A 26038-nucleotide genomic window follows, 5' to 3' on the forward strand; every position below is an offset into this window, starting at 1 on the left:
GACCCCCTTGCACGGCACTGCGTGTCCGTGCTTCCCCCCGAGGGGGAGCTTCGCTTGCTTGGGGCGGCCCGGCGCGGCGCTCATCGCGACACCTCCAGCGGCGTCTGCTCGCCCGCCATCAGGTCGATGAACACGTCTTCCAGATCGGCCTTGCGCATTTCCACGTCTTCCACCGCGACGCCGGCTTCGCGGATCGCGGCCAGCAGTTGTTCGACTTCATGCGCGTTCTGCGCCGGCAGCTGCACGATGCGCCCGGTGATGCGCGCGTGCTGGGCGATGGCCCAGGGCAGCATGGCGTCGGTCTTGAAGCGCAGCACGTTGCTCGCGGCCGACTTCAGCAGCTCGCTGGTGCGGTCCAGCGCGATCACCTTGCCGAGCTTGAGCATCGCGATGCGGTTGCACAGCGCCTCGGCCTCTTCGAGGTAATGGGTGGTCAGCAACACGGTGCTGCCCTGCTTGTTGAGCTTGGCGACGAACTGCCAGAGCGTCTGGCGCAGCTCGACGTCGACGCCGGCCGTGGGCTCGTCGAGCACGATGACCGGCGGCTTGTGCACCAGCGCCTGTGCCACCAGCACGCGGCGCTTCATGCCGCCCGAGAGCTGGCGCATGTTGGCGGTGGCCTTGTCGGCCAGGCCCAGGCTTTGCAGCAACTCGTCGATCCAGGCTTCGTTGTTCTTGATGCCGAAGTAGCCCGACTGGATGCGCAGCGACTCGCGCACGTTGAAGAAGGGGTCGAACACCAGCTCCTGCGGCACGATGCCGAGCTGGCGCCGGGCTTCGGCGTAGTCGCGCTGCACGTCGAAGCCGTGCACGCTGATCGCGCCCGCCGTGGGCCGCGACAGGCCCGCGAGCATGCTGATCAGGGTGGTCTTGCCCGCGCCGTTGGGGCCGAGCAGGCCGAAGAACTCGCCCGGCTCGATCTGGAAGGAAACCTCGTCGACCGCACGCAGCCCTTGTTTGCCTTGGGCGCGTTGCTGACGGGAGGGAGGGTAGGTCTTGGAGACCGACTGGAATGAGATCGCGGGCATGGGAGCCCGCGATTTTACGGGGCCGTTACTTTTTCAGGGCGCAGCGGGCAAAAGGCCTGCAATGCCGTACAGCGCGGCCAACTCGCGCAGGCGGGGAGAGAGGCCTTTGACGGAAAAGCTGCGGCCCAGCGCGCTCGACTCACGCCGGCACTCGAGCAGCACCGCCAGTGCGGAGGAATCGAACTGGGCCAATGGCGTGGCATCGACCACGGTGGAGGTCGAGTCGGTCTGGCCCTTGAGCCCCTGCTGCAGCATGCGCATGCAGGCAGGAGCCTCGTCGTGGGTGAGCCGGGAGGGAAGGACCAGCATGGCGTACGCCCGTCAGCCCTTGCCGTTGCCCTTGTTGCGCGCGGCCAGCGCGGCAATCAGGCCATCGATGCCGCTCTTGTTGATTTCCTGCGCGAACTGGGTGCGGTAGGTGTCGACCAGCCAGACGCCCAGCACATTGAGGTTGTAGACCTTCCAGCCGGCGCCCTGGCCCGGCGTCTTTTCGAGGCGGTAGTCGAGCTGCACCGGATCGCCGCGGCCCTTGACCTCGGTGCGCACGAGCACGTCGGTGTCGGTGGGCGCGCCGCGGAACGGGCGGATGGTGACGGTCTGGTCGCTCACCTGGTCGAGCGCGCCGGCGTAGGTGCGCACCAGCAGGGTCTTGAACTCGTCCTGCAGGCGCTTTTGCTGCTCGGGCGTGGCCTGGCGCCAAGCCGGGCCGACGGCCGAGGCGGTCATGCGCTGGAAGTTGACGTTGGGCATGATCTTGCTGTCGACCAGCAGCATGATCTTGTTGATATCACCGGCCTTGATCGACGAATCGGCCTTGATGGTCTCGAGCACGTCGGTCGACAGGCGCTTGACGAGCGCGTCGGGGGCCTCGTCGGCCGCAAATGCGGGCTGGTGCACGAAGGCGGTGGCGGCGCCGAACAGCAGCGCGCCGGCCAATGCCAGGCGGCCCATGTCGCGTCGTTGCAGCAAGATCTTGTTGTTCATGGTGAGTCCCTCAGGTTGAATTGTCTTCCCTGCACGGTGCAGCCAATGGCCCCGTGCTGAGACAGGAACGGTTTCGACAGGCGCCAGGCCGACCGGGTTCCTGAAGCGGAGGTGAAGCCTGCAACCGGATGCAAGCAGAACCACCCCGTCCGCCCCTTTTGCCGTCACTTGCCAGCGTTGTCGTCGTCCGGCGGATTGCCGTCGTAGACCTGGTTGCGGCGGCGCTGCAGGAACGCATCGCGCGTGAACGAATACTTGTCGAGCGCCGCTTCGCCGAGCAGGCGGGTCGCGCCCAGGTAGCGCGAACGGGTGTCCACGACACGCAGGCCCGCCAGCGAATTGCGCCAGGCGATGTCGTGGATGTGGCCCTGTGCATCGCCGTACATGTCGACCGGACGGGCGATCGTGTCGCGCAGCGTGGACGGCCCGAGCAGCGGCAGCACCACGTACGGACCGGCGCCCACGCCCCAGTAGCCCAGCGTCTGGCCGAAGTCTTCCTCGTGGCGCGGCAGGCGCGCCTCGGAGGCGACATCGAGCAGGCCGCCCAGCCCGAAGAAGGTGTTGACGTTCAGCCGCATGAAGGTCTCGGCGCTGTTCTGCAGCTTGAGCTGGGCCACGTTGTTGGCCAGGCTCCAGACGTCGCCGAGGTTGCTGAAGAAATTGGTCACACCCTGGCGCACCAGCGAGGGCACCACGCTCTGGTAGGCGCTGGCCACGGGCTCCAGCACGGCTTCGTCGACGGTGTCATTGAAGCGCGTCATGCCGCGGTTGTACGGCTCGAAGGGGTCGGTCGGGCTTGCGCCGGGGCCGGTGGCGCATCCGGCCATGAGCGCAACGCCGACGGTTGCGGTGGCCCAACGGGCGGAGCTAGCTACACTTTTAATAGCAGTCGACGAAAAAAGTCGTGTGGTCATTTCTTATTGGCTGTTCCCGGCGCCGTACTCCCGTCGGCGGCCTTGCTGTACAGGAACTGGCTGATCAGGTTCTCCAGCACCACGGCCGATTGGGTCGCGGTGATGGTGTCGCCGGCTTGCAGGTTCTTTTCCTCGGCGCCCGCCTCGATGCCGATGTACTGCTCGCCGAGCAGGCCACTGGTCAGGATCTTGAGCGAGCTGTCCTTGGGAAAACTGTAACGGTTTTGAAGCGCCAGCGTCACATCGGCCTGAAAGGCCTTGTCGTTGAACGCGATGGATTCCACACGACCGACGACCACGCCAGCGCTCTTGACCGCCGTCTGGGGCTTAAGCCCGCCGATGTTGTCGAAACGCGCGGTGACCGTGTAGGTCTTCTGGAAGTTCAGGCTCAGCAGATTGGCCGACTGCAGTGCCAGGAACAGCAAGGCGGCGCCGCCGATCAGCACGAACAGGCCGACCCAGATGTCGTTGGTGGAACGTTGCATGGTTTGCACTCTCTGTCTAGAACGATGGGGCCGGGGCCCCTTTAGATACTGAACATCATGGCGGTGAGCAGGAAGTCCAGCCCCAAGACCGCCAGCGACGCCATGACCACGGTGCGCGTGGTGGCGCGCGACACGCCCTCGGGCGTCGGCTGGGCCTCGAAGCCCTGCAGCAGCGCGATGAAAGTCACGGTGAAACCGAACACGATGCTCTTGATGACGCCGTTGCCGACGTCGCGCCAGACATCGACGCCGCCCTGCATCTGGCCCCAGAACGCGCCCGGGTCGACGCCCAGCATGATCACGCCCACGACGTAGCCGCCCATGATGCCGACCGCGCTGAACACGGCCGCCAGCAGCGGCATCGTGATAACGCCGGCCCAGAAGCGCGGCGCGAGGATGCGCTGCACCGGGTCGACCGCCATCATTTCCATGGCGCTCAACTGCTCGTTGGCTTTCATGAGGCCGATCTCGGCCGTCAACGACGTGCCGGCCCGGCCGGTGAACAACAAGGCCGCCACCACAGGGCCGAGTTCGCGCACGAGACTCAGCGCGACCAGCAGGCCGAGCGCTTCGGACGAGCCGTAGCGCTGCAGCGCGTAGTACATCTGCAGCCCGAGCACGAAGCCCACGAACAGGCCCGACACGCCGATGATGGCGAGCGAGTAGTTGCCGAGGAAATGGATCTGGTCACGCACCAGTCCGAAGCGACGCATGATCTGCGCGCCCGGACCGAGCAGGCGCAAAAAGAGTTTGGCGCCGTGGCCCATACCAGCCAGCTGGCTGCGCACGGCAAAGCCGACATCGGCGGGCTTCCACCAACTCATGAGCGCCCCCCTTCCCGGTTCCCGAAATCGTCTTCGATGCTGACGCCCGGGTAGTGGAATCGCACAGGCCCATCGGGCAGTGCGTTGACAAACTGGTGCACCAGCGGATCGGCGCTTTCACGCACCTCTTCAGGCCGCCCCTGCGCGGCGATGCCGCCGTTGGCCAAAACGATCACGTGGTCGGCGATGCGGAAGGTTTCTTCGAGGTCGTGCGACACGATGATGCTGGTGAGGCCCAACGCGTCGTTGAGCTGGCGGATCAGTCGCGCGGCCGTGCCGAGAGAGATCGGATCGAGCCCCGCAAAGGGTTCGTCGTACATGACGAGGTCGGGGTCGAGCGCGATCGCACGGGCCAGCGCCACGCGCCGCGCCATGCCGCCTGAGATTTCACTGGGCATCAGGTCGCGCGCACCGCGCAGGCCGACGGCGTCGAGCTTCATGAGCACGATGTCGCGCACCAGCGCTTCCGACAGCTGCGTGTGCTCACGCAGCGGAAAGGCCACGTTGTCGAACACGCTGATGTCGGTGAACAGCGCGCCGAACTGGAACAGCATGCCCATGCGGCGCCGCGCCGCATACAACGTGGCGACATCGAAGCGGCCGACGTCTTTGCCATCGAACAGCACTTCGCCGCGCTGTGCGCGTTGCTGGCCGCCGATCAGGCGCAGCACGGTGGTCTTGCCGCCACCCGACGCCCCCATCAACGCCGTCACCTTGCCTCGCGGCACGGAAAACGACACGCCGTCGAGGATCGCGCGCGCGCCGTAGCCGAACGAGACATCGCGGAATTCGACGAAGGAGGAAGACGGTGGTGTGGCTGGGTCCATCACAATAAAAAAGCCGGGCGCCCTGAGAGGCATCCCGGCATGCGGTTTCCGCGGATGATAACGGGGCCGCGAACGGCGCCGCTTCACTGAAACAAAAATCAGCGCGGTAAGTCGCTGAATCCCATCAAGAATTCGTCGACAGAGCGCGCGGCCTGCCGGCCTTCGCGAATTGCCCACACCACAAGTGACTGTCCGCGACGAATGTCACCTGCAGCGAATACCTTGGGCACATTGGTAGCGTAGCCGCCGATGAAGTCGACCGTGGCGCGCGCGTTGCCGCGGGCGTCCTTCTCGACACCGAAGGCGTCGAGCACGGTGGCCACGGGGCTGATGAAGCCCATCGCGAGCAGCACGAGGTCGGCCTTGAGGATCTGCTCGCTGCCGGGCACTTCCTGCATCTTGCCGTCCTTCCACTCGACGCGAACGGTCTTCAGGCCCGTGACCTTGCCCTTCTCTCCGATGAACTCCTTGGTCGAGATGGCGAACTCGCGCTCGCAACCTTCTTCATGGCTGGAGCTGGTGCGCAGCTTGATCGGCCAGTAGGGCCACGTCAGCGGACGGTTCTCTTCTTCGGGTGGCTGCGGCATCAGTTCGAACTGCGTGACGCTCACGGCGCCGTGGCGGTTGCTGGTGCCGACGCAGTCGGAGCCGGTGTCGCCGCCGCCGATGACGATCACGTGCTTGCCTTCGGCGCGCAGCTGGCCCTTGACCTTGTCGCCCGCGTTGACGCGGTTCTGCTGCGGCAGGAACTCCATCGCGAAGTGGATGCCGTCGAGGTCGCGGCCGGGCACGGGCAGGTCGCGCGATTGCTCGGCGCCACCGGTGAGCACCACGGCGTCGAAGTCTTTCTGCAACTGCTCGGGCGTGATGGTTTCCTTGGCCAGGTTGGTGACCTTGGAACCCTTGCCCAACGGGTCTTTCGTGGCACCGACCATGACGCCGGTGCGGAAGGTCACGCCTTCGGCCTTCATCTGCTCGACGCGGCGATCGATGTGCGTCTTCTCCATCTTGAAGTCGGGGATGCCGTAGCGCAACAGGCCGCCGATGCGGTCGTTCTTTTCGAACAGCGTCACGTCGTGGCCGACGCGCGCCAGTTGTTGAGCCGCCGCCATGCCGGCAGGGCCGGCCCCGACCACGGCGACCTTCTTGCCAGTCTTGTGCTTGGCAACGCGCGGCGCCACCCAGCCTTCGTCCCAGGCGCGGTCGATGATCGCGTGCTCCAGCGACTTGATGCCGACCGCGTCGTCGTTCACGTTGAGCACGCAGGCAGCCTCGCAGGGCGCGGGGCAGATGCGGCCGGTGAACTCGGGGAAGTTGTTGGTCGAGTCGAGCACCGCGAAGGCGTTCTGCCAATCGTCGCGGTACACGAGGTCGTTGAAGTCCGGAATGATGTTGTTGACCGGGCAGCCGCTGTTGCAGAACGGCGTGCCGCAGTCCATGCAGCGTGCGCCCTGCACTTTGGCTTGATCGGTGTTCAGGCCGACAACGAATTCCTTGTAGTGCTTGACGCGTTCTTCGACGGGCTTGTAGCCCTCTTCGACACGCTCATGCTCCATGAAGCCGGTGATTTTTCCCATCGTGCTGTCCTCTGTTCTTCGTATCTATGGCGCGCTCAGACGGCGGCCGTGGCGGGCGCGGCCAGTGCGTGCGGCTCGAGGCCCACGTGGGCGTTGTTGCCGCTGCTGGCCAGCTCGACCTGGCGGTCGTGCAGTTCGGCCAGGGCACGCTTGTATTCGTTCGGGAACACCTTGACGAACTTGGTGCGCGACTCGGCCCAGTTGTCGAGCAGCTCGCGCGCGCGCTTGCTGCCGGTCCAGCGGTGGTGCTCTTCGAGCAGCTTCTTCAGCTGCGCTTCGTCGGTCTCGCCGCCGTGCCAGATCTTGCGATGCACGCTCGCCGTCTGCTCGGCCGAGGTCAGCACCTTGTCGAGCGACACCATCGAAAGGTTGCAGCGCGTGGCGAACTGGCCATCTTCGTCGTAGACGAAAGCAACGCCGCCGCTCATGCCGGCCGCGAAGTTGCGACCCGTCTTGCCGAGCACGGCGACCGTGCCGCCCGTCATGTATTCGCAACCGTGGTCGCCCGTGCCTTCGATGACCGCCGTGGCACCCGAGAGGCGCACCGCGAAACGCTCGCCGGCCACGCCGCAGAGATACGCCTCGCCGGTCGTCGCGCCGTACAGCGCGGTGTTGCCGACGATGGTGTTGCGCACCGCTTCACCGCGGAAGTCGAGGCTCGGACGCACCACCACGCGGCCGCCCGAAAGGCCCTTGCCGGTGTAGTCGTTGGCATCACCGATCAGGTACAGCGTGATGCCGCGTGCCAGGAACGCACCGAACGACTGGCCGCCCGTGCCTTCGAGCTGGATACGGATCGAATCGTCGGGCAGGCCCTGCGGATGCACCTTGGTCAGTGCGCCCGAGAGCATGGCGCCCACCGAGCGGTTGACGTTGCGCGCCACCTCGATGAACTGCACCTTCTCGCCCTTGTCGATGGCGGGACGCGACTTCTCGATGAGCTTCACGTCGAGCGCGCGCTCGAGGCCGTGGTCCTGGTTCTCGACGTGGTAGCGCGGCACATCGGCCGGCACGATCGGCAGCGCGAACAGGCGGCTGAAATCGAGGCCCGAGGCCTTCCAGTGTTCGATGCCCTTGCGCATGTCGAGCAGGTCGGCGCGGCCGATCAGGTCGTCGAACTTGCGAATGCCCAGCTGGGCCATGATCTGGCGCACTTCTTCGGCAACGAAGAAGAAGTAGTTGACGACGTGTTCGGGCTTGCCCGAGAACTTCTTGCGCAGCAGCGGGTCTTGCGTGGCCACGCCCACCGGGCAGGTGTTCAGGTGGCACTTGCGCATCATGATGCAGCCCTCGACCACCAGCGGTGCGGTCGCAAAGCCGAACTCGTCGGCGCCCAGCAGCGCGCCGATGGCGACGTCGCGGCCGGTCTTCATCTGGCCGTCGGCCTGCACGCGAATGCGGCTGCGCAGGCGGTTGAGCACCAGCGTCTGTTGCGTTTCGGCCAGGCCGATTTCCCACGGGCTGCCCGCGTGCTTGATCGACGACCAGGGCGAAGCGCCCGTGCCGCCGTCATGGCCGGCGATCACGACGTGGTCGCTCTTGCACTTGGCAACGCCCGCGGCGATGGTGCCGACGCCGATTTCGCTCACCAGCTTCACGCTGATGCTGGCGTGCGGCGCGGTGTTCTTCAGGTCGTGGATGAGCTGCGCCAGGTCCTCGATCGAGTAGATGTCGTGGTGCGGCGGCGGCGAGATGAGGCCCACGCCCGGCACGGCATAACGCTGCTTGCCGATGTACTCGGTGACCTTGCCGCCGGGCAGCTGACCGCCCTCGCCCGGCTTGGCACCTTGCGCCATCTTGATCTGGATCTGGTCGGCCGAGTGCAGGTACTCGGCGGTGACGCCGAAGCGGCCCGACGCGACCTGCTTGATGCGCGAACGCAGCGAGTCGCCGTCCTTCAAGGGCAGGTCGACCTCGACGTTGGCCGCGCCGATCACGCTCTTGAGCGTATCGCCCTGCTTGATCGGGATGCCCTTCAGTTCGTTGCGGTAGCGCGCCGGGTCTTCACCGCCTTCGCCCGTGTTGCTCTTGCCGCCGATGCGGTTCATGGCAATGGCAAGCGTGGCGTGTGCCTCGGTGCTGATCGAGCCCAGCGACATCGCGCCGGTGGCGAAGCGCTTGACGATTTCGGCAGCGGATTCGACTTCGTCGACCGGAATGGCCTTGGCCGGATCGATCTTGAACTCGAACAGGCCGCGCAGCGTGAGGTGACGGCGGTTCTGGTCGTTGATGAGCTGCGCGTATTCCTTGTACGTGTTCCAGTTGTTGGAACGCGTGCTGTGCTGCAGCTTGGCGATGGCGTCGGGCGTCCACATGTGCTCTTCGCCGCGCGTGCGCCAGGCGTATTCGCCGCCGGCGTCGAGCATGTTGGCGAGCACCGGGTCGTCACCGAAGGCAGCCTTGTGCATGCGGATGGCTTCCTCGGCGATCTCGAAGACGCCGATGCCTTCCACGCGGCTGGCGGTGCCGGTGAAGTACTTGTTCACTGTTTCGGTGTTCAGGCCGATGGCTTCGAACAGCTGGGCGCCGCAGTAGCTCATGTAGGTGCTGACACCCATCTTCGACATGATCTTCGACAGGCCCTTGCCGATGGCCTTGACGTAGTTGTAGACCGCCTTCTCGGCGCTCAGGTCGCCCGGCAGGTCGGCGTGCATGGCCGCCAGCGTTTCCATCGCGAGGTACGGGTGCACGGCTTCGGCGCCGTAGCCGGCGAGCACGCCGAAGTGATGCACTTCGCGCGCCGAACCGGTCTCGACCACGAGGCCGGCGGTGGTGCGCAGGCCCTCGCGCACGAGGTACTGGTGCACGGCCGAGAGCGCCAACACGGCGGGGATCGCGACTTGCGTCGGGCCCACGCCGCGGTCGCTCACGATCAGGATGTTGTGGCCGCCCTTGATGGCATCGACCGCTTCGGCGCAGAGCGAGGCCAGCTTGGCTTCGACGCCTTCATCGCCCCAGCCCAGCGGGTAGGTGATGTCGAGCACGTAGCTCTTGAATTTGCCCTGCGTGTAGGTGCCGATGTCGCGCAGCTTCGCCATGTCGGCGAAGTCGAGAATGGGCTGGCTCACTTCGAGCCGCATCGGCGGATTGACCTGGTTGATGTCCAGCAGGTTCGGCTTGGGGCCGATGAAGGACACGAGCGACATCACGATCGCTTCGCGGATCGGGTCGATCGGCGGGTTCGTGACCTGCGCGAACAGCTGCTTGAAGTAGTTGTACAGCGGCTTGTTCTTGCTGGAGAGCACGGCCAGCGGGCTGTCGTTGCCCATGGAGCCGATGCCTTCTTCGCCGGCCTGCGCCATCGGGCTCATCAGGAACTTGATGTCTTCCTGGGTGTAGCCGAAGGCCTGCTGGCGGTCGAGCAGCGCGACCTGGCTCACGGGAATCGCGGCCGGTTCGGCCTTGACGCTGTCGAGCTTGATGCGCAGGTTTTCGATCCACTGCTTGTAGGGCTTGCTGTTGGCGAGGGTGGACTTGACCTCCTCGTCATCGATCATGCGGCCCTGCTCCAGGTCGATCAGGAACATCTTGCCGGGCTGCAGGCGCCACTTGCGCACGATCTTCTGCTCGGGCACGGGCAGCACGCCCGACTCGGAGGCCATGATGACCAGGTCGTCGTCGGTCACACAGTAGCGCGAGGGGCGCAGGCCGTTGCGGTCGAGCGTGGCGCCGATCTGGCGGCCGTCGGTGAACACGATGGAAGCCGGGCCGTCCCACGGCTCGAGCATGGCGGCGTGGTACTCATAGAACGCGCGGCGGCGCGTGTCCATGGTGGCGTGCTGTTCCCAGGGCTCGGGAATCATCATCATCACGGCCTGGCTGATGGGGTAGCCGGCCATCGTCAGCAGCTCGAGGCAGTTGTCGAAGGTGGCGGTGTCGGACTGGCCGGCGAAGCTGATCGGGTAGAGCTTCTGCAGGTCGGCGCCGAGCACGGGCGACGACATCACGCCTTCGCGCGCCTTCATCCAGTTGTAGTTGCCCTTGACCGTGTTGATTTCGCCGTTGTGCGCAACGTAGCGGTACGGGTGGGCCAGCGGCCACTCGGGGAAGGTGTTGGTCGAGAAGCGCTGGTGCACCAGGCCCAGGGCCGAGACGCAACGCTTGTCTTGCAGATCGAGAAAGTAGGTACCGACCTGGTCGGCCAGCAGCAGGCCCTTGTAGACCACGGTGCGGCTGGACATGCTTGGAACGTAGTATTCCTTGCTGTGCTTGAGCTTCAGGCGCTGGATGTTCGCGCTGGCGGTCTTGCGGATCACGTACAGCTTGCGCTCCAGCGCGTCCTGCACGATCACGTCGTTGCCGCGGCCGATGAAGATCTGGCGCAGCAGCGGTTCTTTTTCGCGCACGGTGGGCGACATGGGCATGTCGCGGTTGACCGGCACGTCGCGCCAGCCCAGCATCACCTGGCCTTCGGCCTTGATGGCGCGTTCCATCTCTTGCTCGCAGGCTTCGCGGGAGGCGTGTTCCTTGGGCAGGAAGATCATGCCGACGCCGTATTCGCCGGGCGGGGGCAGCGTGACGCCCTGCTTGGCCATTTCTTCGCGGTACAGCAGGTCGGGCAGCTGGATCAGGATGCCCGCGCCGTCGCCCATCAGCTTGTCGGCGCCGACGGCGCCGCGGTGGTCGAGGTTCTCGAGGATCTTCAGACCCTGCAACACGATGGCGTGACTTTTCTCGCCCTTGATATGGGCGACGAAGCCGACGCCGCAGGCGTCGTGCTCATCGGCACCGGAATACAGACCGTGTTCTTGGAGGTGTTGAATCTCGGCAGCCGTCGTCATGGCGCGCTCCTTCAGTTTTCGCAGGGAAAGGGAGCATATTGCGATGCACAAAGAATGCCAAACACTTTAATTGGGGTCAGATTCCTATTAAATCTTGAGTTTTCTTGTCAGAATTAAATTGGGGACATATCAAAAATGGAAGCAAAAATCCCAATAGGCATGCGGCACTTCGCCATTTTCAGTCTTGATCTTTGGGGGATGCAGGCGGCCGGCCGGCCTTGGCCTTGATGACGCGGCGCTCGGTGGACTTCTGCAACGTGTCCAAAAAACCATCGTCGCCGGCCGCCCAGCCGCGCAGCGTGGCGTCGGTCAGGGCCTGCTGATCGGCCGCGCGGACGCCGCCACGCACCAGTTCGGCATACGCCGCCTCCCGCGCAAAGGGCGTGTTGCCGAGCTCCCAGTACAGCGGGTGCGGGGTCAGCAGCCGGTCTTGCCGCAGACCGGCGTAGTGGCCGTGGCTGGACCAGGGGAAGTCGCGTGCCTCTGCGACCATCCCGGCGCGCACCGGGTTCAGGTCGATGTAGGCCATGCAGGTCAGCAGGTAGCGCTCGGTCTGGATCAGGGTCGATCTGTAGCGCCCTTCCCACAACGTGCCGCTGCGGCCGTGACGGTCGTTGAAGTAGCGCACGTAGCTGCGCCCGACCGACTGCATGAACTGCGGCAGGCCCGTGGTGCTGTCGGGCGTGGCCAGCAGGTGGAAGTGGTTGTCCATCAGCACGTAGGCGTGCAGCGCGATGCCGAAGCGCACGGCGTTCTCGGCCAGCAGGCCGAGCAGCTTCTCGTGGTCGGCACGGTCGACGAAGATCGGCTGGCGGTTGTTGCCGCGCTGGATCACGTGGTGCGGCATGCCGGCCAGCGTGAGACGGGGGAGACGGGCCATGGTGACGATGGACGACGCCGTCCGAATACTCAGTCGACGAGGCGGAAGCGCGTGTCGCCCAGCGTGTCGAGCCCGAACTGCGCCAGCAGCTCGCGCAGCCGCGTCGCCGCGCTCGCCTTGCGCTGGCCGGTGTAGCGCGCCAGGATCAGCTCGTTCTTCATGCTGTGCTCCCAGCCGACCAGCTCGGTGACGGTGACGCTGTAGCCGTTGGCTTCCAGGTACAGGCAGCGCAGCACGTTGGTGAGCTGGCTGCCGATCTCGCGCGTGTGCAGCGGATGGCGCCAGAGTTCGGCCAGCGGCGTGCGCGACAGGGCCAGCGCCTTCGTCTCGCGCAGGCAGGCCGCCACTTCGGCCTGGCAGCAGGGCACGAGCACCATGCAGCGCGCCTTCTTGGCAAGGCCGAAGGCAATGGCATCGTCGGTGGCGGTGTCGCAGGCGTGCAGCGCGGTGACCACGTCGATCTGCGCCGGCAGTTCGCTCGCCTGCGCCGATTCGGCCACGGTGAGGTTCAGGAACGACATGCGCCCGAAGCCCAACTGCTGCGCCAGCGCGCGGGAGCGCTCGACCAACTCGCTGCGCGTCTCGATGCCGTAGACATGGCCGCCCTGCCGCGCGCGGAAGAACAGGTCATAAATGATGAAGCCGAGGTACGACTTGCCGGCCCCGTGGTCGGCCAGCGTGGCCTCGGCGCCCTCGCCCGGCAGTTCGCGCAGCAGCTGCTCGATGAACTGGAACAGGTGGTAGACCTGCTTGAGCTTGCGGCGCGAATCCTGGTTGAGCCGACCTTCGCGCGTGAGGATGTGCAACTCCTTGAGGAGCTCGACGGACTGGCCCGGCCGCAGGACTTCGGCCAGCTCGGCCTCGGCCTTGGCAGCCTTGTTTGTGGGGTGCGCTTTCGCGGGACGGGACATGGTGTTCTTGGTGTTCATGACGTGGCGCTTCCCGGGCCGACATCGAGCGCGGTCCAGCCGGCCGGGCCCAGGGCTTCGAGCGTCTCGATATTGCGCTCGAAGATCGCCTCGGCCTCCGGAAAGGCTTCGACCGCGCGGTCCATGCTGTCTTCGCGCAGCAGGTGCAGCGTGGGGTACGGTGCGCGGTTGGTGGCGTTGGTGATGTCGTCGGGCTCGGTGCCGCCGAACTGGAAATGCGGGTGAAAGCTGGCGAGTTGCAGCACGCCGTCGAAGCCCGCGCGAGCAAGCTTGCGCTCGGCGCGCTCCGTGAAATCGTTGAAGTCGAGAAAGTCCGCCAGGGCGTGAGGGACGATCAGCAGCGTGGTGTCGCGCACCTCGGCGTCGAGCGCGACGAGCGCACGGGCTTCAGCCAGCAGCGCATCGATGAGGCGGCCCTCGTGGGTGTCGAGGTAGGTGACGTAGTGGATCTGGCCCTTCACATGCACCGCCTTGGCGAAGGGACACAGGTTGAGCCCGATCACCGCGCGTTCGAGCCAGCGACGGGTGTCGGCTTCGGCTTGTGCGGTTTCAATGACCGTTGGCCCGCTCATGACGTGGCCTCCGCCAGCTTGCGAATGCGGCCGAGCCGCGTGGCGATCACCATGCCGGCGAGCGAGCAGGCCAGCGTGGCGGTCCAGGTCCAGTGCCAGCCACCGACGCGGTGCGCCACCCAGGCCACCGCGGGCGGCGCCAGGAACTGGCCGAGCGAGGACGCCTGCTGCATCAGACCGACGGTGGTCGACACGGTGCTCGGCCCCGGCGCCAGCCGCACGCCGAGCAGGAAGAGCGTCGCCGGGATCATGCCGCCGCCGAGCGAAAAGGCGCAGATCGCGGCATAGCGTAGCGCGGGCGGCAGGCCCAGCGCCTCGGTCCCCTGCCCCACCTGCGCGAAGGCGGCGACACCGCCCAGCGCCATGGTCAGGAAGCCCCATTGCAGCAGGCGTTCAGGTGCCACGCCGCGTTGCAGCCAGCGGCCGCCCATGAGGTTGCCGACGATGTTCATCGCCGCGGCCAGCGCGGTCAGCACCGCGCTCCAGGCGGCCGGCACCTTCGCGTCGGCGTAGATGGCGGGAAGAAAACCGATCACGGCCATCCACTGCGACGAGTACACGGCGAAAGTCAGCGCGATCAGCCACGGCGCGCGTGCGCCGACCGTCTCGCGCAGCCGCGAGGCCCAGCCAGAAGATGCAGATTGAGAGCTCGCGCCGGCGACGCGAGCCCGGTCGCGTGGCACCGCCAGCCACACCCAGAGTGCCGCGCCCGCGGACACCAGCGACAGCGTCCACCACCAGTCGGCCCATCCGCCCCAGGCGATCAGGGCCGGCCCGATGAGCAGCGCGAGCGCCACGCCGAGCGGCATGTAGGCGCCCCACAAGCCCAGCGCGGCCTTGTCGGCGCCCGCCGGCGTCAGTGCGCGGATGAGCCCCGGGCCGGGCATCACCGCCATCAGGAAGCCGATGCCTTCGGCTGCGCGCAGCACGAACAGCCAGAGCACCGCGTGCGACTCGCCCATCAGGCCGGCGCCGACGGCGCCGCCCAGCAGGCTGGCCGTGGTCAGCACCGCCAGCCCGACGAGCATGCTGCGACGCAGGCCGATCGAATCGGCCGCGAGCCCGGCCAGCAGGCCCAGCGTCATGCTCGCGACCTGGACCAGCGAGAGCAGGAAACCGGCTTCGACCAGGTCGATGCCGAGCGACGCCTGCAGCGCCGGCACGGCGGGCGGCAGCTTGCCCAGGTGCAGCGCGGCGCTGACGCCGCCCAGCACGACGGCGAAGGCGGCGGCGGGCACACGGGCCGACGCACTGCTCGAACGCACGGCCGCCGTCACGCGATGCCCCGGCGGCCGGTCAGCCGCTCGTGCTCGCGCATGGCGAAGCGGTCGGTCATGCCGGCGATGTAGTCGGCCACGGCACGGTGCCGGTCGCGGCGCTCGGCGTACGACGCGGGCATCTCGGTACCGCGTGCCAGGTAGGCATCGAACAGCTCGCGCACGACCTCGCTCGCCTGGTCGGTGGTCTGCGTGACCTGCGGATGGCGGTAGAGGTTGCGGAACAGGAACTGCTTGAGCGCCTCCGACTGCGTCTGCATGGCGCTGCTGAAAGCCACCAGCGGCGGCGCCTGGCGCACCGCGTCGGCATCGGCGGGGCCCAGCGCGTCGATGGCTGCGCGCGTCGTGTCGATCACGTCGTAGACCTGCGCGCTGAGCATGCGGCGGATGGTTTCATAGAGCACGCGCCGGCCCTGGCCCGGCAGCTGCGGATGCTCGGCCAGCGCCTCGCGGCGGTAGCGCTCGAACAGTTCGACGTCGGCCAGCTGCTCGACGCTGATAAGGCCCGAGCGCACGCCATCGTCGATGTCGTGCGCGTTGTAGGCGATGGCGTCGGCGAGGTTGCACAGCTGCGCTTCCAGCCCCGGCTGCGTGCGGTCGAGAAAGCGGCGCGCCACGCCCTGCGGCTCGGCGGCCTCGATGCGTTCGGCGTTGGCACGCGAGCAGTGCTTGAGGATGCCTTCGCGCGTTTCGAAGCTGAGGTTCAGACCGTCGTACTGCGGATAGCGGTGCTCCAGCGCATCGACCACGCGCAGGCTCTGCAGGTTGTGCTCGAAGCCGCCGTGTTCGGCCATGCAGGCATTGAGCGCATCCTGGCCCGCGTGGCCGAAGGGTGTGTGGCCGAGGTCGTGGGCCAGCGCGATGGCCTCGACCAGGTCTTCGTTGAGGCGCAGCGCACGTGCAATGGAGCGGCCCAGCTGCGCGACTTCGAGCGAATGCGTGAGCCGCGTGCGGAACAGGTCGCCCTCGTGGTTCAGGAAAACCTGGGTCTTGTAGACCAGCCGGCGGAAGGCGGTCGAATGAACGATGCGGTCGCGGTCGCGCTGGAAGGCGTCACGCGTGGGCGCGGGCGGCTCCGCGTGGCGCCGTCCGCGCGAGCGCGCGGGGTGGCAGGCGTACGCCGCAAGGCTCATGCCGCGCAGCACTGCGCGAGCACGTCGCGCACCATCACGTCGGGCGCGCTGCGCACGACGGCGGAGCCGGGTCGGTCGATCACCACGAAGCGAATCTCGCCGGCTTCCGATTTCTTGTCGACGCGCATCAGCTCGAGGTAGCGCTCGACCCCCAGCGCCGGCCCCACGACGGGCAAACCGGCACGCTCGATCAGGCGCGTGAGCCGCGCGACGAAAGCCGCGTCGACGCCGCCGAGCCGCTGCGACAACTGCGCGGCCATGACCATGCCGCAGCCGACGGCCTCGCCATGCAGCCACTCGCCGTAGCCCAGGCCCGACTCGATGGCATGGCCGAAGGTGTGGCCGAAATTGAGGATGGCGCGCAGGCCGGTCTCGCGCTCGTCCTGACCGACCACCAGCGCCTTGATCTCACAACTGCGCTTGACGGCATGGGCCAGCGCAGCCGGATCGCGCGCCACCAGCGCTTCGATGTTCGACTCGATCCAGTCGAAGAAGGCCATGTCGTAGATCGGGCCGTACTTGATGACTTCGGCCAGGCCGGCGCTCAGTTCACGCGGGGGCAGCGTCTGCAGCGTGTCCAGGTCGCACACCACGAGCTGCGGCTGGTAGAACGCACCGATCATGTTCTTGCCCAACGGGTGGTTGATGGCCGTCTTGCCGCCCACCGACGAATCGACCTGCGCCAGCAGCGTGGTCGGCACCTGCACGAAAGGCACGCCGCGCATGTAGCTGGCGGCAGCGAAGCCCGTCATGTCTCCCACCACCCCGCCGCCGAGCGCGAACAGCACCGTCTTGCGGTCGCTGCCGTGGCCCAGGAGCGCGTCGAAGATCAGGTTGAGCGTCTCGAGGTTCTTGTGCACCTCACCATCGGGCAGTTCGAGCAGGTGGACCGTTCGGAAGCGGTCGGCCAGCACGGTCCGCAAGGCTTGCGCGTAAAGCGGCGCCACGGTCGTGTTGCTGACGATCAGTGCGCTCGCGGCCGCGGGAACGACGCCGAAGCTGGCGGGGTCTTCCAGCAGGCCGCCACCGATCAGGATCGGGTAGCTGCGCTCGCCGAGCTGGATCTCGACGCGTTCGGGCTGTGGTGAGGCGGAAAGTGCGGGCGAAACAGACAGGGACATGGCCGCGAGTTTAGGCGCTCGGGCCTGTCGGGGTCAGTCGGAGGGCTCTTCCGGATGGGCGCCAGGTTCGACCACGCCGGCCAGTTCAAGCTGCATCACGATGAGGTTGACGAGCACGGCAATCGACGGGCGGCCGGTGTCGACCACGTCATGGGCCGTTTCCCGGTAGAACGGATCGCGTGCATCGTGCAGCTCGCGCAGCCGGCCCAGCGGGTCGGCCACCTGCAGCAACGGGCGCTTGACGTCGTGGCGCAGGCGCCGGAACAGGTCTTCAGGTGAAGAGCGCAGGTAGATGACGTGGAAATGGCCGTGCAACTGCTGGCGGTTGGCCTCGCGCAGCACGGCGCCGCCGCCCGTCGCCAGCACGCCGTGGGGGCTGGCGGCCAGGTCAGCAATGACCGCCTGCTCGATGTCGCGGAAGGCGGCTTCGCCTTCGCGATCGAAGAAATCCCGGATCGTGCAGCCGATGCGCTGCTCGATCACGTGATCTGTGTCGATGAAGGGAGTGTTCAGCCGAGCGCCCAGGCGCCGGCCCACTGCGGACTTTCCGGCGCCGGGCAACCCGACAAGTGCGACCGCCACGCGGTGGCTGCTACGCCCGCGCGTCAGCGCGCGGCGTTGCGGTCGGTAATCATCTTCGGGGTGATAAAGACGAGCATTTCAGTCTTGTTGGCAACGCGTTCGCGCTTGCGGAACAATGCCCCCATGTAGGGGATTTCACCCAGCACCGGCACGCGCGATTCGTCATTGGTTTCGGTGAGTTCGAAGATACCACCGATGACGACCGTGCCGCCGTTCTCGACCAGCACCTCGGTTTGCACGTGCTTGGTGTTGATGGCCGGGCCCGCCGACGTGTTGACGCCGCGGGCGTCCTTGCTCACATCCAGCGTCAGGATGATGTTGCCCTCGGGCGTGATCTGCGGTGTGACTTCGAGCTTGAGCACCGCCTTGCGGAACGAGATCGAGGTGGCGCCGCTGGACGTGGCCTGCTGGTAGGGAATTTCCTCGCCCTGCTCGATCAGCGCCTTGGTCTGGTCGGCCGTGATGACGCGGGGACTGGACACCAGCTTGCCCTTGCCATCGGCTTCAAGCGCCGAGATTTCGAGGTTCAGCATGCGCGACAAGCTCGAGTTGAACAGCGAGATTGCGAAGGTGCCGGCCGAGTTGCCGGTGCCGCCGGCATCGCCTGCGGGCAGGTTGATGAAGTTGGAGTTGGTCCAGGTGGCTGCTGCGGCGCCGACGCCACCGGTGGTGGTGGTGGTGGGCATGACGCCGAAGGTGCCGTATGCCGGATTGCCGTTGGCCGACGCGACGCGTTCGCGGGAGATACCGCCGCCCATCCGCACGCCGAGCGATTTGCCGAAGGTGTCGGAGGCTTCCACGATGCGCGCTTCGATCAGCACCTGCCGAACGGGAATGTCCAGCTTCTGGATCAGATCGGTGACCTGGGCCAGGCGCGAGGGGATGTCCGAAACAAACAGCTGATTCGTCCGCGCTTCAGCAATCACGCTACCGCGAGGGCTCAGGATGCGCGAGGTCGTGCCGCCGCCGCCGCCGCCACCACCCGCCGATGCACCAGTACCCGTCAGACCTTGCGCAATCGCAATGGCCTTCGTGTAGTTCAGCTGAAACGACTGCGTCCGCAGCGGCTCCAGGTTCTCGATGGCCGCCTTGGCTTCAAATTCGAGCTTTTCCTTGGCGTTGATCTCATCCTTGGGCGCGATCCACAGCACGCTGCCATTCTTGCGCATGCCCAGGTTCTTCGCCTGCATGATGATGTCGAGCGCTTGGTCCCAAGGCACGTCCTTCAGCCGCAGCGTCAGCGCACCGCTGACCGAATCAGAGGTCACGATGTTGAAGTTCGTGAAGTCGGCAATCACCTGCAGCAGCGAGCGGATCTCGATGTTCTGGAAGTTGAGCGACAGCTTCTCGCCGTTGTAGCCGACACCCTGCGTGAGCTTGCTCGGATCGATCTTGCGGGCGCGAACTTCCACCACGAACTGGTTTTCGCTCTGGTAGGCGCTGTGCTCCCAGTCGCCCTTGGCATCGATCGTCATGCGCACGCGGTCACCCGATTGCTGCGAGGTGATCAACTGCACGGGCGTTCCGAAATCGGCCACATCCAGGCGGCGGCGCAGGCCTTCGGGCAGCGTCGACTTGGTGAATTCCACGATCAGGCTCTTGCCTTGCTGCTTCACATCGACGCCGACCTGGTTGTTCGGCAGGTCGACCAGCACGCGGCCGGTGCCGTCGGCACCGAGGCGGAAATCGACGTCGCGCAATGGCAGCGTGTCACGGTTGCGGTTTTCGGCGAAAGTGGTCGCGGCAGAGACCGCGAGCGCCGTTCCGGCGACCGGCTCGAGCACGACCAGCAGCGACTTGCCCTGGATCTCGGCCTTGTACGCCGTCGCCTGCTTCAGGTTCAGCACCACGCGGCTGCGATCACCAGCCTGCACCACGTTGACCGAGCGCAGGTTGCCCTGGTTCACCTCGATGGCCGAGCGCCCGATGGCGTTCGTCACGCCCGGGAAATCCAGCGCGATGCGCGCCGGCGTCTGCACGGAGAACCCGGCGGGCACCGCGGTGAGCGGCTGCGCCAGGTCGATGCGGATCACTTCCGCGCCCGACTGGGTCGAGCTCGTCACCGACTCGATCGCGTTTTGCGCATGGGCGACGGCCAGGGCACCGAAAGCCAGCAGACCCAGGCCGGCGGCGCGCAGCCACTGTGCCATCGTTGATTTTTTTTGGTTCATTTCGCACTCTCTTGCAACTGCAGCGTGGCTACGCGTTCGATCCATTCGCCCGCGGCGTCCTGCACGATCTCGCGCAGAGCGACTTCGGTTTCGTTGATACGGGTGATGCGCCCGTAGTTGAGGCCCAGGTACTCGCCGACCCGGACCTTGTAGAGCAGCTTGTCCACGCGCACGAGCGCCACTGGCTGGCCGTTGCGGTTCATGCTGCCGACCATCGCCATCGTGTCGAGCGGGAACGCTTCGAGCGCTTCCTTGCGGCGCGCCAGCTCCGGGGCGATCAGCTCGGAGGTGCTCGGCTGGTTCGACTCCCGGCGCAGCGCCTGGGTCAGCTTCAGCATGTTGAAGGGTTCGAACGACGACGCCTCGGTGTAGGCCTGCGGCGTGAATTTCTTGGGTTCGGAAATCGGCGGCACCGAAGGCTTCACCTGGGCGCGCTCCTCGACCATCCAGCGCTGCAGGTCTTCCTGATCTGAATCGCCGCAGGCGCTCAGGCCCACGGCGGCCAGTGCCAGCCACAGAACTTTGGCGATCGGCTTCATTTCTTCGCCTTCGGCGCTGTGGCGCGTTTCTGGGCGGCCCGCTCGTCTTCATCGAGATAGCGGTAGGTGCGCGCGGTGGCGTCCATCGTCAGCACGTCCTTGTCCTTCTGCGGTGTGACGGTCACGTTGTTGAGCGTCACGATGCGCGACAGGCTGGCCACATCGGCTGCGAAGGCGCCCATGTCGTGGTAGCGGCCCGTGACGCGCACGGCGATCGGCAGCTCGGCGTAGTAATCCTTGACCGAGACCTGGCCCGGGCGGAACAGCTCGAATTGCAGGCTGCGGCCGAGTCCGGCCTGGTTGATGTCGGAAAGCAGCGCATCCATTTCTGCCTTGCTGGGCAGTTGCTTCTCGAGAAGGATCACGTACTGCTGCACTTGCTCGCGCTGTTTCTTCAACAGATCGAGGTTGGCGGCCTGCGCCACCTTCTTCTTGTAGTCAGCCCGGAGCGTCACTTCCTTGGCGCGCTCGGCTTCGAGCTCGTCGTTCGAGTTCGTGAGCCAGAGAAACCACAGGCCTGCGAGCGCCAACGCGGTCACAGCCAGGCACAGCGCGTAGCGCGGCACCGCCGGCCACATGGAAGGGTCGTTCGGATTCAGTCCACGGAACTGGTCGCCGAAGTTCCGCAGTGCGGTGGCGACGTCGACTTTGGGGAGGGATCGGTTGCTGATGGCCATGATCGGTTACCCCTTCGCCTGTGCCTTGGCGGCCAGGGCCTTCTCGGCCTCCGCCTTCTGGGCGTCAGTGGGCCGCTTGAGGCCGATGCGCATCGTGAAGTTGGCCACACGGCGCTGGTCGCGCTGGCTCAGGTTCACGTTGGCCGAGGTGATTTCGACCAGCTCGGGCTTCACGAGCCAGGGGCTGTTGTTGCCGAGGTTGCGCAGCAGTTCCGACACACGTTCGTTCGATTGCGCCATGCCTTGCAGGGTCACGGTCTGGTTGTCCTGCTTCATGCTGGTCAGATAGACGCCGTCGGGCAACTGCCGGACGAGTTCGTTGAGCAGGTGCACCGGCAGGTTGCGGTCGCCTTGCAGGTCTTCCACAGCCAGCTGACGCGCGCGCAGGGCGGCAATTTCGTCCTGCAGCGTCGAGATTTCCTTGATCTCGACTTCGAGTTTCTTGATCTCGGCCTGAAGGAAGCCGTTCTTCGATTGCTGCGCCGAAATCTGGGCTTCGAACCAGAGATAGCCCAGCCCGGCGATCAGAACCCCGAGCAGCGCGGCACCGCCCAGCGTGCCGTAGAAAGCCTCGCGACGGCGCTTGCGCGCGGCTTCGCGGTGCGGAAGCAGATTGATCAGGATCACTGCAGGAACCTCCGCATGGCCAGGCCGCAGGAGGTCAGATAGGACGGCGCCTCGCGGCGGACCTTCTTCTCACGGATGCTGGGGCCGAAGTCCATGCCATCGAACGGATTCACGAGCGAGCACGCGAACGAGGTCTGACGGGTCACAGCATTGGTCAGTCCGGGCAACGACGACGAGCCACCCGCCAGCAGCACGTAGTCCACGCGGTTGTGCGGCGTGCTGGTGAAGAAGAACTGCAGCGCACGCGCGATTTCCTGCGCGATGCTTTCGACGAAGGGCTTGAGCACGCCCGAGCCGTAATCGTCGGGAAGGTCGCCGCTGCGCTTCTTGGCTTCGGCTTCCTCGGCGGAAAAGCCGTACTGGCGCACGATCAGTTGAGTGAGTTGTGCGCCGCCAAAAGCCTGGTCGCGGTCGTACAACACTTCCTGGTTGCGCAACACCTGCATGCTGGTCGTGAAGGCACCCACCTCGAACAGCGCCACGATGGCGTCCACGCCCTTACCGGGGAGCTGCTCGATCAGGCGCGCGGTTGCCAAGCGCGATGCATACGACTCGACATCGAGAATCATCGCCTTGAGGCCAGCGGCTTCCGCCAGGCCTTCGCGGTCCTGCACCTTCTCTTTGCGGGAGGCGGCGATCAGCACTTCCACGTCGCCGACAGACGACGTGCTCGGGCCCGTCACGCAGAAGTCGAGGCTGACTTCATCGAGCGAGAACGGGATGTACTGGTTGGCTTCGGACTCGACCTGGATCTCGAGTTCCTGCTCGCTCATGCCACCGGGAAGAATGATCTTCTTGGTGATGACGGCTGAAGGCGGCAGCGCCAGCGCGACGTTGCGGGTCTTGGTGCCGCTCTTGCGCACGACACGGCGCACGGCTTCGGCGACTTCGTCGAATTTTTCGACGTTGCCGTCGGTGATCCAGCCGCGTTCGAGCGGCTCGATGGCGCAGCGCTCCAGAACCAGCTTGCCGCTGGCCTCGCGGCCGAGCTCCACCAGCTTCACGCTGGACGAACTGACGTCCAGTCCCAGCAGGGGGGCGTTTTGACGACGAAACAATGATCCAAGAGCAGCCAAGTTAGGTCCCTCTCCCCCTGTTATTTGTAACCAATGGAAAAATATGCGTTCGGTTGCATGCTAGCAGCAGGCACTGCGCCCACCAAGCGTGCAGAAAGCCCGGAATCGACAACCGTTGTCAAAACGTGACGTCAAAGCCGCATTCTGTAACTTTCTGCTTAGCCCCGGGGGAGGGAATGCGCGAGGTAACAAAGATCCGGGCGCGCGGAGGGGGCGGCTTTTTATAATGTCGGGTGACTCTCCGGGCCCCCATGCAAGAAAATTCCAGCCCCAAGGGGCGCGCCAAGACCCCTCCACCCGAACGCCCCTTCTGGCTCAAATGGCTGTTGCGTTTCGTGTTCTGGGGCGCAGGCATCGCTGCGGCGGGCCTGCTTTCCATCCTGTGCGTGGTGGCCGTGGCCCTGGCAGTGGCCTATCCCAACCTGCCGGACATCTCGGAACTCTCCGATTACCGCCCCAAGCTGCCGCTGCGGGTGTTCTCCGCCGAAGGCACGCAGATCGGCGAATTCGGGGAAGAGCGACGCAACCTCACCCCCATCGCCGCGATCCCCAAGGTCGTGAAAGACGCCGTCCTTGCCGCCGAAGACAGCCGCTTCTATGACCACGGCGGGGTCGACTACAAGGGCCTGGTCCGCGCCGGCCTCGCGAATCTGAACCGCGTGAAGAGCCAGGGCGCGTCGACCATCACCATGCAGGTGGCCCGCAACGTCTACCTGAGTTCCGAGAAGACGCTGACCCGCAAGATCTACGAGGTGCTGCTGACCTTCAAGCTGGAGCACATGCTGAGCAAGGACCAGATCTTCGAGATCTACCTGAACCAGATCTACCTCGGAAACCGCGCCTACGGCTTCGCGGCCGCCTCCGAAGCCTATTTCGGCAAGCCGCTGTCCGAGATGTCGATCGCCCAGGCCGCCATGCTCGCCGGCCTGCCGAAGGCGCCCGGCGCGAACAACCCGGTCAACAACCCGCAGCGCGCACGCGGCCGCCAGTTCTACGTGATCGACCGCATGCAGGAAGCCGGCTTCATCACCGCCGAACAAGCGGCCGAAGCCAAGAAGGAAGAACTGCACCTGCGCGACGCCGCCGATCCGAACCGCCTGCACGCCGAGTACGTCGCCGAAACCGTGCGCCAGCTGATGTATGCGCAGTACGGCGACAGCACCTACACGCGCGGCCTCAAGGTCTACACCTCGCTGGTCGCCGCCGACCAGGCGGCGGCCTACAAGGCCCTGCGCAAGGGCATCATGGATTACGAGCGCCGTCAGGTGTACCGCGGCCCCGAAAAGTTCATCGACCTGCCGAACGACCCCAAGGAGCTCGACGAAGCGGTCGACGACGTGCTGAACGACCACCCCGACAACGGCGACGTGATGGCAGCCGTGGTGCTCAAGGCCACGCCCAAGGAAATCCAGGCCATCCGCGCCAACGGCGACGCTGTGCAGATCACGGGCGACGGCCTCAAGCCGGCACAGTCTGGTCTGTCGGACAAGGCACCGCCCAACATCAAGATCCGCCGCGGCGCCGTGATCCGTGTCGCGAAGACGCCCAAGAACACCTGGGAGATCACCCAGCTGCCCGAAGTCGAAGGCGCATTCGTCGCCATGGACCCGCGCGACGGCGCCATCAAAGCGCTGGTCGGCGGCTTCGACTTCGGCAAGAACAAGTTCAACCACGTCACGCAGGCGTGGCGCCAGCCGGGCTCGAGCTTCAAGCCGTTCATCTACTCGGCGGCACTCGAAAAGGGCTTCACCCCCGCCACCGTCATCAACGACGGGCCGCTGTTCTTCGACGCCGGCACCACCGGCGGCCAGCCCTGGGAGCCCAAGAACTACGGCGGCGGCTTCGACGGGCCGATGTCGATGCGCACGGCGCTGATGAAGTCGCGCAACCTCGTGTCGATCCGCATCCTGCAATCCATCGGCACGCGCTACGCGCAAGACTGGATCACCAACTTCGGCTTCGACAAGGACAAGCACCCCGCCTACCTCCCGATGGCGCTCGGCGCCGGTGCCGTCACGCCGATGCAGATGGCGGTGGGCTACTCGGTGTTCGCCAACGGCGGCTACCGCGTGAATCCGTACCTCGTGACCCGCGTCACCGACCACAAGGATCGCGTGCTGGTCGACGTCCAGCCGCCGCTGCTCAATGAAGCGTCGCGTGCCATCCCGCAGCGCAACGCCTTCATCATGGACACGCTGCTGCAGTCCATCACGCGCGCCGGCACGGCCGCGAAGGCGCAGGCGATGCTCAAGCGCCCCGACCTCTACGGCAAGACCGGCACCACCAACGACTCGCTCGACGCCTGGTTCGCGGGCTTCCAGCCCACCATGACGGCGATCTCGTGGATCGGCTACGACACGCCGCGCAACCTGGGCGACCGCGAAACCGGCGGCGGCCTGAGCCTGCCGATCTGGATCAACTACATGGAAACCGCCCTCAAGGGCGTGCCCGTGACCGACCTGTCGACCACGCCGCCCTCGGGCATCGTGAGCGTCGGCGGCGAGTGGTATTACGACGACTACGCGCCGGGCCGCGGCGTGTCGAGCCTGGGCGTGGAATCTTCTGCGCCGGTGGCACCAGCGGAAGCCCTGAGCGGCCCGGCGATCAGCGCACCTGCGCCGCCCGAGGAGCGCAACCGCATCCTCGACCTGTTCAGGAACTGATCAAAAGGAAGGGAAGCAGCGGGAAGTGGCGGCTCAGGCCGCTGCTGCGAACACCAACGGCAGCCCCGCCTGCAGCGTCGCCTCGCGTGAGAGGTTGCCGAAAAATTCCTCTCCGGTCTTGGTGTCCACCCACACCCGGCCGTCGTGCCGGTAGTGGTAGCCGCCGGAGCGTGCCGCCAGCCAGATTTCGTGCAGCGGCTTCTGCAGGTTCACGATCAGCTGGCTGCCGTTCTGGAACGACATCGTGATCATCCCGCCGACCCGCTGGTTGTCGATGTCGGCGTCGGTCGCGTCGTTGATGCGGTCGCAGCCCTGCTCGATGGCGGCAAGCGCCGCCTCGGCGTGATCCATGTACTCGGTGTCGGTCATTA

At 66.0% G+C, this 26038-nt stretch carries 23 protein-coding genes; 1 reads left to right on the plus strand and 22 read right to left on the minus strand.

What is annotated here, in order from left to right:
- Positions 1–80: 80 nt before the first annotated feature.
- From CY658_RS15325 to CY658_RS15425, 21 genes are all read right to left on the minus strand, one after another.
- Complete coding sequence (locus CY658_RS15325; RefSeq protein WP_095949878.1) at positions 81–1028, minus strand: ABC transporter ATP-binding protein; 948 nt, start codon at positions 1026–1028, stop codon at positions 81–83.
- A 33-nt stretch (positions 1029–1061) separates the two neighbouring features.
- Positions 1062–1337 carry an STAS domain-containing protein gene (locus CY658_RS15330; protein WP_099795298.1) on the minus strand — a complete coding sequence of 92 codons (276 nt, stop codon included), beginning with the start codon at positions 1335–1337 and terminating at the stop codon, positions 1062–1064.
- 12 nt (positions 1338–1349) lie between these two features.
- A complete protein-coding gene (locus CY658_RS15335) occupies positions 1350–2012 on the minus strand; it encodes an MlaC/ttg2D family ABC transporter substrate-binding protein (protein ID WP_101491006.1) in 663 nt (220 codons plus the stop codon).
- A 164-nt stretch (positions 2013–2176) separates the two neighbouring features.
- Positions 2177–2926 (minus strand): MlaA family lipoprotein, encoded by a 750-nt coding sequence (locus CY658_RS15340; protein WP_101491007.1) that lies wholly within the window; start codon positions 2924–2926, stop codon positions 2177–2179.
- Positions 2923–3411, minus strand: coding sequence for an outer membrane lipid asymmetry maintenance protein MlaD (gene mlaD / locus CY658_RS15345; protein WP_101491008.1), 489 nt, complete (start codon positions 3409–3411; stop codon positions 2923–2925). Before mlaD ends, CY658_RS15340 begins: the two co-directional genes overlap by 4 nt.
- A gap of 41 nt (positions 3412–3452) precedes the next feature.
- Positions 3453–4235: a lipid asymmetry maintenance ABC transporter permease subunit MlaE gene (gene mlaE, locus CY658_RS15350; RefSeq protein WP_101491009.1), complete on the minus strand. Its 783-nt coding sequence runs from the start codon at positions 4233–4235 to the stop codon at positions 3453–3455.
- Complete coding sequence (locus CY658_RS15355) at positions 4232–5095, minus strand: ABC transporter ATP-binding protein (RefSeq protein WP_101491010.1); 864 nt, start codon at positions 5093–5095, stop codon at positions 4232–4234. The genes mlaE and CY658_RS15355 overlap by 4 nt, the downstream gene beginning before the upstream one ends.
- A gap of 65 nt (positions 5096–5160) precedes the next feature.
- Positions 5161–6639, minus strand: a complete 1479-nt coding sequence (locus tag CY658_RS15360; RefSeq protein WP_101491011.1) for a glutamate synthase subunit beta — start codon at positions 6637–6639, stop codon at positions 5161–5163.
- A gap of 35 nt (positions 6640–6674) precedes the next feature.
- A complete protein-coding gene (locus CY658_RS15365) occupies positions 6675–11420 on the minus strand; it encodes a glutamate synthase-related protein (protein ID WP_101491012.1) in 4746 nt (1581 codons plus the stop codon).
- Positions 11421–11598: 178 nt separating this feature from the next.
- On the minus strand, positions 11599–12300 hold the full coding sequence (locus tag CY658_RS15370; protein WP_101491013.1) for a transposase: 702 nt from the start codon (positions 12298–12300) through the stop codon (positions 11599–11601).
- Positions 12301–12329: 29 nt separating this feature from the next.
- Positions 12330–13211, minus strand: a complete 882-nt coding sequence (locus CY658_RS15375; RefSeq protein ID WP_101491303.1) for a class I SAM-dependent methyltransferase — start codon at positions 13209–13211, stop codon at positions 12330–12332.
- A gap of 14 nt (positions 13212–13225) precedes the next feature.
- Complete coding sequence (locus tag CY658_RS15380) at positions 13226–13801, minus strand: DUF1415 domain-containing protein (protein WP_101491014.1); 576 nt, start codon at positions 13799–13801, stop codon at positions 13226–13228.
- Positions 13798–15078 (minus strand): MFS transporter, encoded by a 1281-nt coding sequence (locus CY658_RS15385; RefSeq protein ID WP_257884879.1) that lies wholly within the window; start codon positions 15076–15078, stop codon positions 13798–13800. Before CY658_RS15385 ends, CY658_RS15380 begins: the two co-directional genes overlap by 4 nt.
- The gene (locus CY658_RS15390; protein WP_101491305.1) at positions 15075–16211 is read right to left on the minus strand and encodes a deoxyguanosinetriphosphate triphosphohydrolase; all 1137 of its coding nucleotides are present in this window, start codon (positions 16209–16211) and stop codon (positions 15075–15077) included. Before CY658_RS15390 ends, CY658_RS15385 begins: the two co-directional genes overlap by 4 nt.
- Positions 16208–17332 carry a 3-dehydroquinate synthase gene (gene aroB / locus CY658_RS15395; protein WP_101491015.1) on the minus strand — a complete coding sequence of 375 codons (1125 nt, stop codon included), beginning with the start codon at positions 17330–17332 and terminating at the stop codon, positions 16208–16210. The genes CY658_RS15390 and aroB overlap by 4 nt, the downstream gene beginning before the upstream one ends.
- A gap of 33 nt (positions 17333–17365) precedes the next feature.
- Positions 17366–17914, minus strand: a complete 549-nt coding sequence (locus CY658_RS33015) for a shikimate kinase (protein ID WP_101491016.1) — start codon at positions 17912–17914, stop codon at positions 17366–17368.
- Positions 17915–17937: 23 nt separating this feature from the next.
- Positions 17938–20085, minus strand: a complete 2148-nt coding sequence (gene pilQ, locus CY658_RS15405; RefSeq protein WP_101491017.1) for a type IV pilus secretin PilQ — start codon at positions 20083–20085, stop codon at positions 17938–17940.
- Positions 20082–20624 (minus strand): pilus assembly protein PilP, encoded by a 543-nt coding sequence (locus tag CY658_RS15410; protein ID WP_101491018.1) that lies wholly within the window; start codon positions 20622–20624, stop codon positions 20082–20084. The genes pilQ and CY658_RS15410 overlap by 4 nt, the downstream gene beginning before the upstream one ends.
- Entirely contained in the window at positions 20621–21301 is a 681-nt protein-coding gene (locus tag CY658_RS15415; protein WP_101491019.1) for a type 4a pilus biogenesis protein PilO, read from the minus strand. The genes CY658_RS15410 and CY658_RS15415 overlap by 4 nt, the downstream gene beginning before the upstream one ends.
- 6 nt (positions 21302–21307) lie before the next feature.
- The gene (locus CY658_RS15420; RefSeq protein WP_101491020.1) at positions 21308–21928 is read right to left on the minus strand and encodes a PilN domain-containing protein; all 621 of its coding nucleotides are present in this window, start codon (positions 21926–21928) and stop codon (positions 21308–21310) included.
- Positions 21925–23004 carry a pilus assembly protein PilM gene (locus tag CY658_RS15425; protein ID WP_056572814.1) on the minus strand — a complete coding sequence of 360 codons (1080 nt, stop codon included), beginning with the start codon at positions 23002–23004 and terminating at the stop codon, positions 21925–21927. Before CY658_RS15425 ends, CY658_RS15420 begins: the two co-directional genes overlap by 4 nt.
- Positions 23005–23255: 251 nt before the next feature.
- On the opposite strand from CY658_RS15425, the gene CY658_RS15430 reads away from it, so the two are divergent.
- On the plus strand, positions 23256–25667 hold the full coding sequence (locus tag CY658_RS15430; protein ID WP_180838957.1) for a penicillin-binding protein 1A: 2412 nt from the start codon (positions 23256–23258) through the stop codon (positions 25665–25667).
- A 33-nt stretch (positions 25668–25700) separates the two neighbouring features.
- On the opposite strand, the gene cyaY is transcribed toward CY658_RS15430, so the two are convergent.
- The gene (cyaY, locus tag CY658_RS15435) at positions 25701–26036 is read right to left on the minus strand and encodes an iron donor protein CyaY (RefSeq protein ID WP_101491021.1); all 336 of its coding nucleotides are present in this window, start codon (positions 26034–26036) and stop codon (positions 25701–25703) included.
- Between the last annotated feature and the right edge of the window lie 2 nt (positions 26037–26038).

The organism is Variovorax sp. RO1, from assembly GCF_002849325.1.
Taxonomy (GTDB): Bacteria; Pseudomonadota; Gammaproteobacteria; order Burkholderiales; family Burkholderiaceae_C; genus Variovorax.

Bases quoted from the DNA above. Each gene is read 5' to 3' on its own strand.
- CY658_RS15325 (WP_095949878.1), bottom strand. From the start codon at position 1,028: ATGCCCGCGATCTCATTCCAGTCGGTCTCCAAGACCTACCCTCCCTCC.
- CY658_RS15330 (WP_099795298.1), bottom strand. From the start codon at position 1,337: ATGCTGGTCCTTCCCTCCCGGCTCACCCACGACGAGGCTCCTGCCTGC.
- CY658_RS15335 (WP_101491006.1), bottom strand. From the start codon at position 2,012: ATGAACAACAAGATCTTGCTGCAACGACGCGACATGGGCCGCCTGGCA.
- CY658_RS15340 (WP_101491007.1), bottom strand. From the start codon at position 2,926: ATGACCACACGACTTTTTTCGTCGACTGCTATTAAAAGTGTAGCTAGC.
- mlaD (WP_101491008.1), bottom strand. From the start codon at position 3,411: ATGCAACGTTCCACCAACGACATCTGGGTCGGCCTGTTCGTGCTGATC.
- mlaE (WP_101491009.1), bottom strand. From the start codon at position 4,235: ATGAGTTGGTGGAAGCCCGCCGATGTCGGCTTTGCCGTGCGCAGCCAG.
- CY658_RS15355 (WP_101491010.1), bottom strand. From the start codon at position 5,095: ATGCCTCTCAGGGCGCCCGGCTTTTTTATTGTGATGGACCCAGCCACA.
- CY658_RS15360 (WP_101491011.1), bottom strand. From the start codon at position 6,639: ATGGGAAAAATCACCGGCTTCATGGAGCATGAGCGTGTCGAAGAGGGC.
- CY658_RS15365 (WP_101491012.1), bottom strand. From the start codon at position 11,420: ATGACGACGGCTGCCGAGATTCAACACCTCCAAGAACACGGTCTGTAT.
- CY658_RS15370 (WP_101491013.1), bottom strand. From the start codon at position 12,300: ATGGCCCGTCTCCCCCGTCTCACGCTGGCCGGCATGCCGCACCACGTG.
- CY658_RS15375 (WP_101491303.1), bottom strand. From the start codon at position 13,211: ATGTCCCGTCCCGCGAAAGCGCACCCCACAAACAAGGCTGCCAAGGCC.
- CY658_RS15380 (WP_101491014.1), bottom strand. From the start codon at position 13,801: ATGAGCGGGCCAACGGTCATTGAAACCGCACAAGCCGAAGCCGACACC.
- CY658_RS15390 (WP_101491305.1), bottom strand. From the start codon at position 16,211: ATGAGCCTTGCGGCGTACGCCTGCCACCCCGCGCGCTCGCGCGGACGG.
- aroB (WP_101491015.1), bottom strand. From the start codon at position 17,332: ATGTCCCTGTCTGTTTCGCCCGCACTTTCCGCCTCACCACAGCCCGAA.
- pilQ (WP_101491017.1), bottom strand. From the start codon at position 20,085: ATGAACCAAAAAAAATCAACGATGGCACAGTGGCTGCGCGCCGCCGGC.
- CY658_RS15410 (WP_101491018.1), bottom strand. From the start codon at position 20,624: ATGAAGCCGATCGCCAAAGTTCTGTGGCTGGCACTGGCCGCCGTGGGC.
- CY658_RS15415 (WP_101491019.1), bottom strand. From the start codon at position 21,301: ATGGCCATCAGCAACCGATCCCTCCCCAAAGTCGACGTCGCCACCGCA.
- CY658_RS15430 (WP_180838957.1), top strand. From the start codon at position 23,256: ATGCAAGAAAATTCCAGCCCCAAGGGGCGCGCCAAGACCCCTCCACCC.
- cyaY (WP_101491021.1), bottom strand. From the start codon at position 26,036: ATGACCGACACCGAGTACATGGATCACGCCGAGGCGGCGCTTGCCGCC.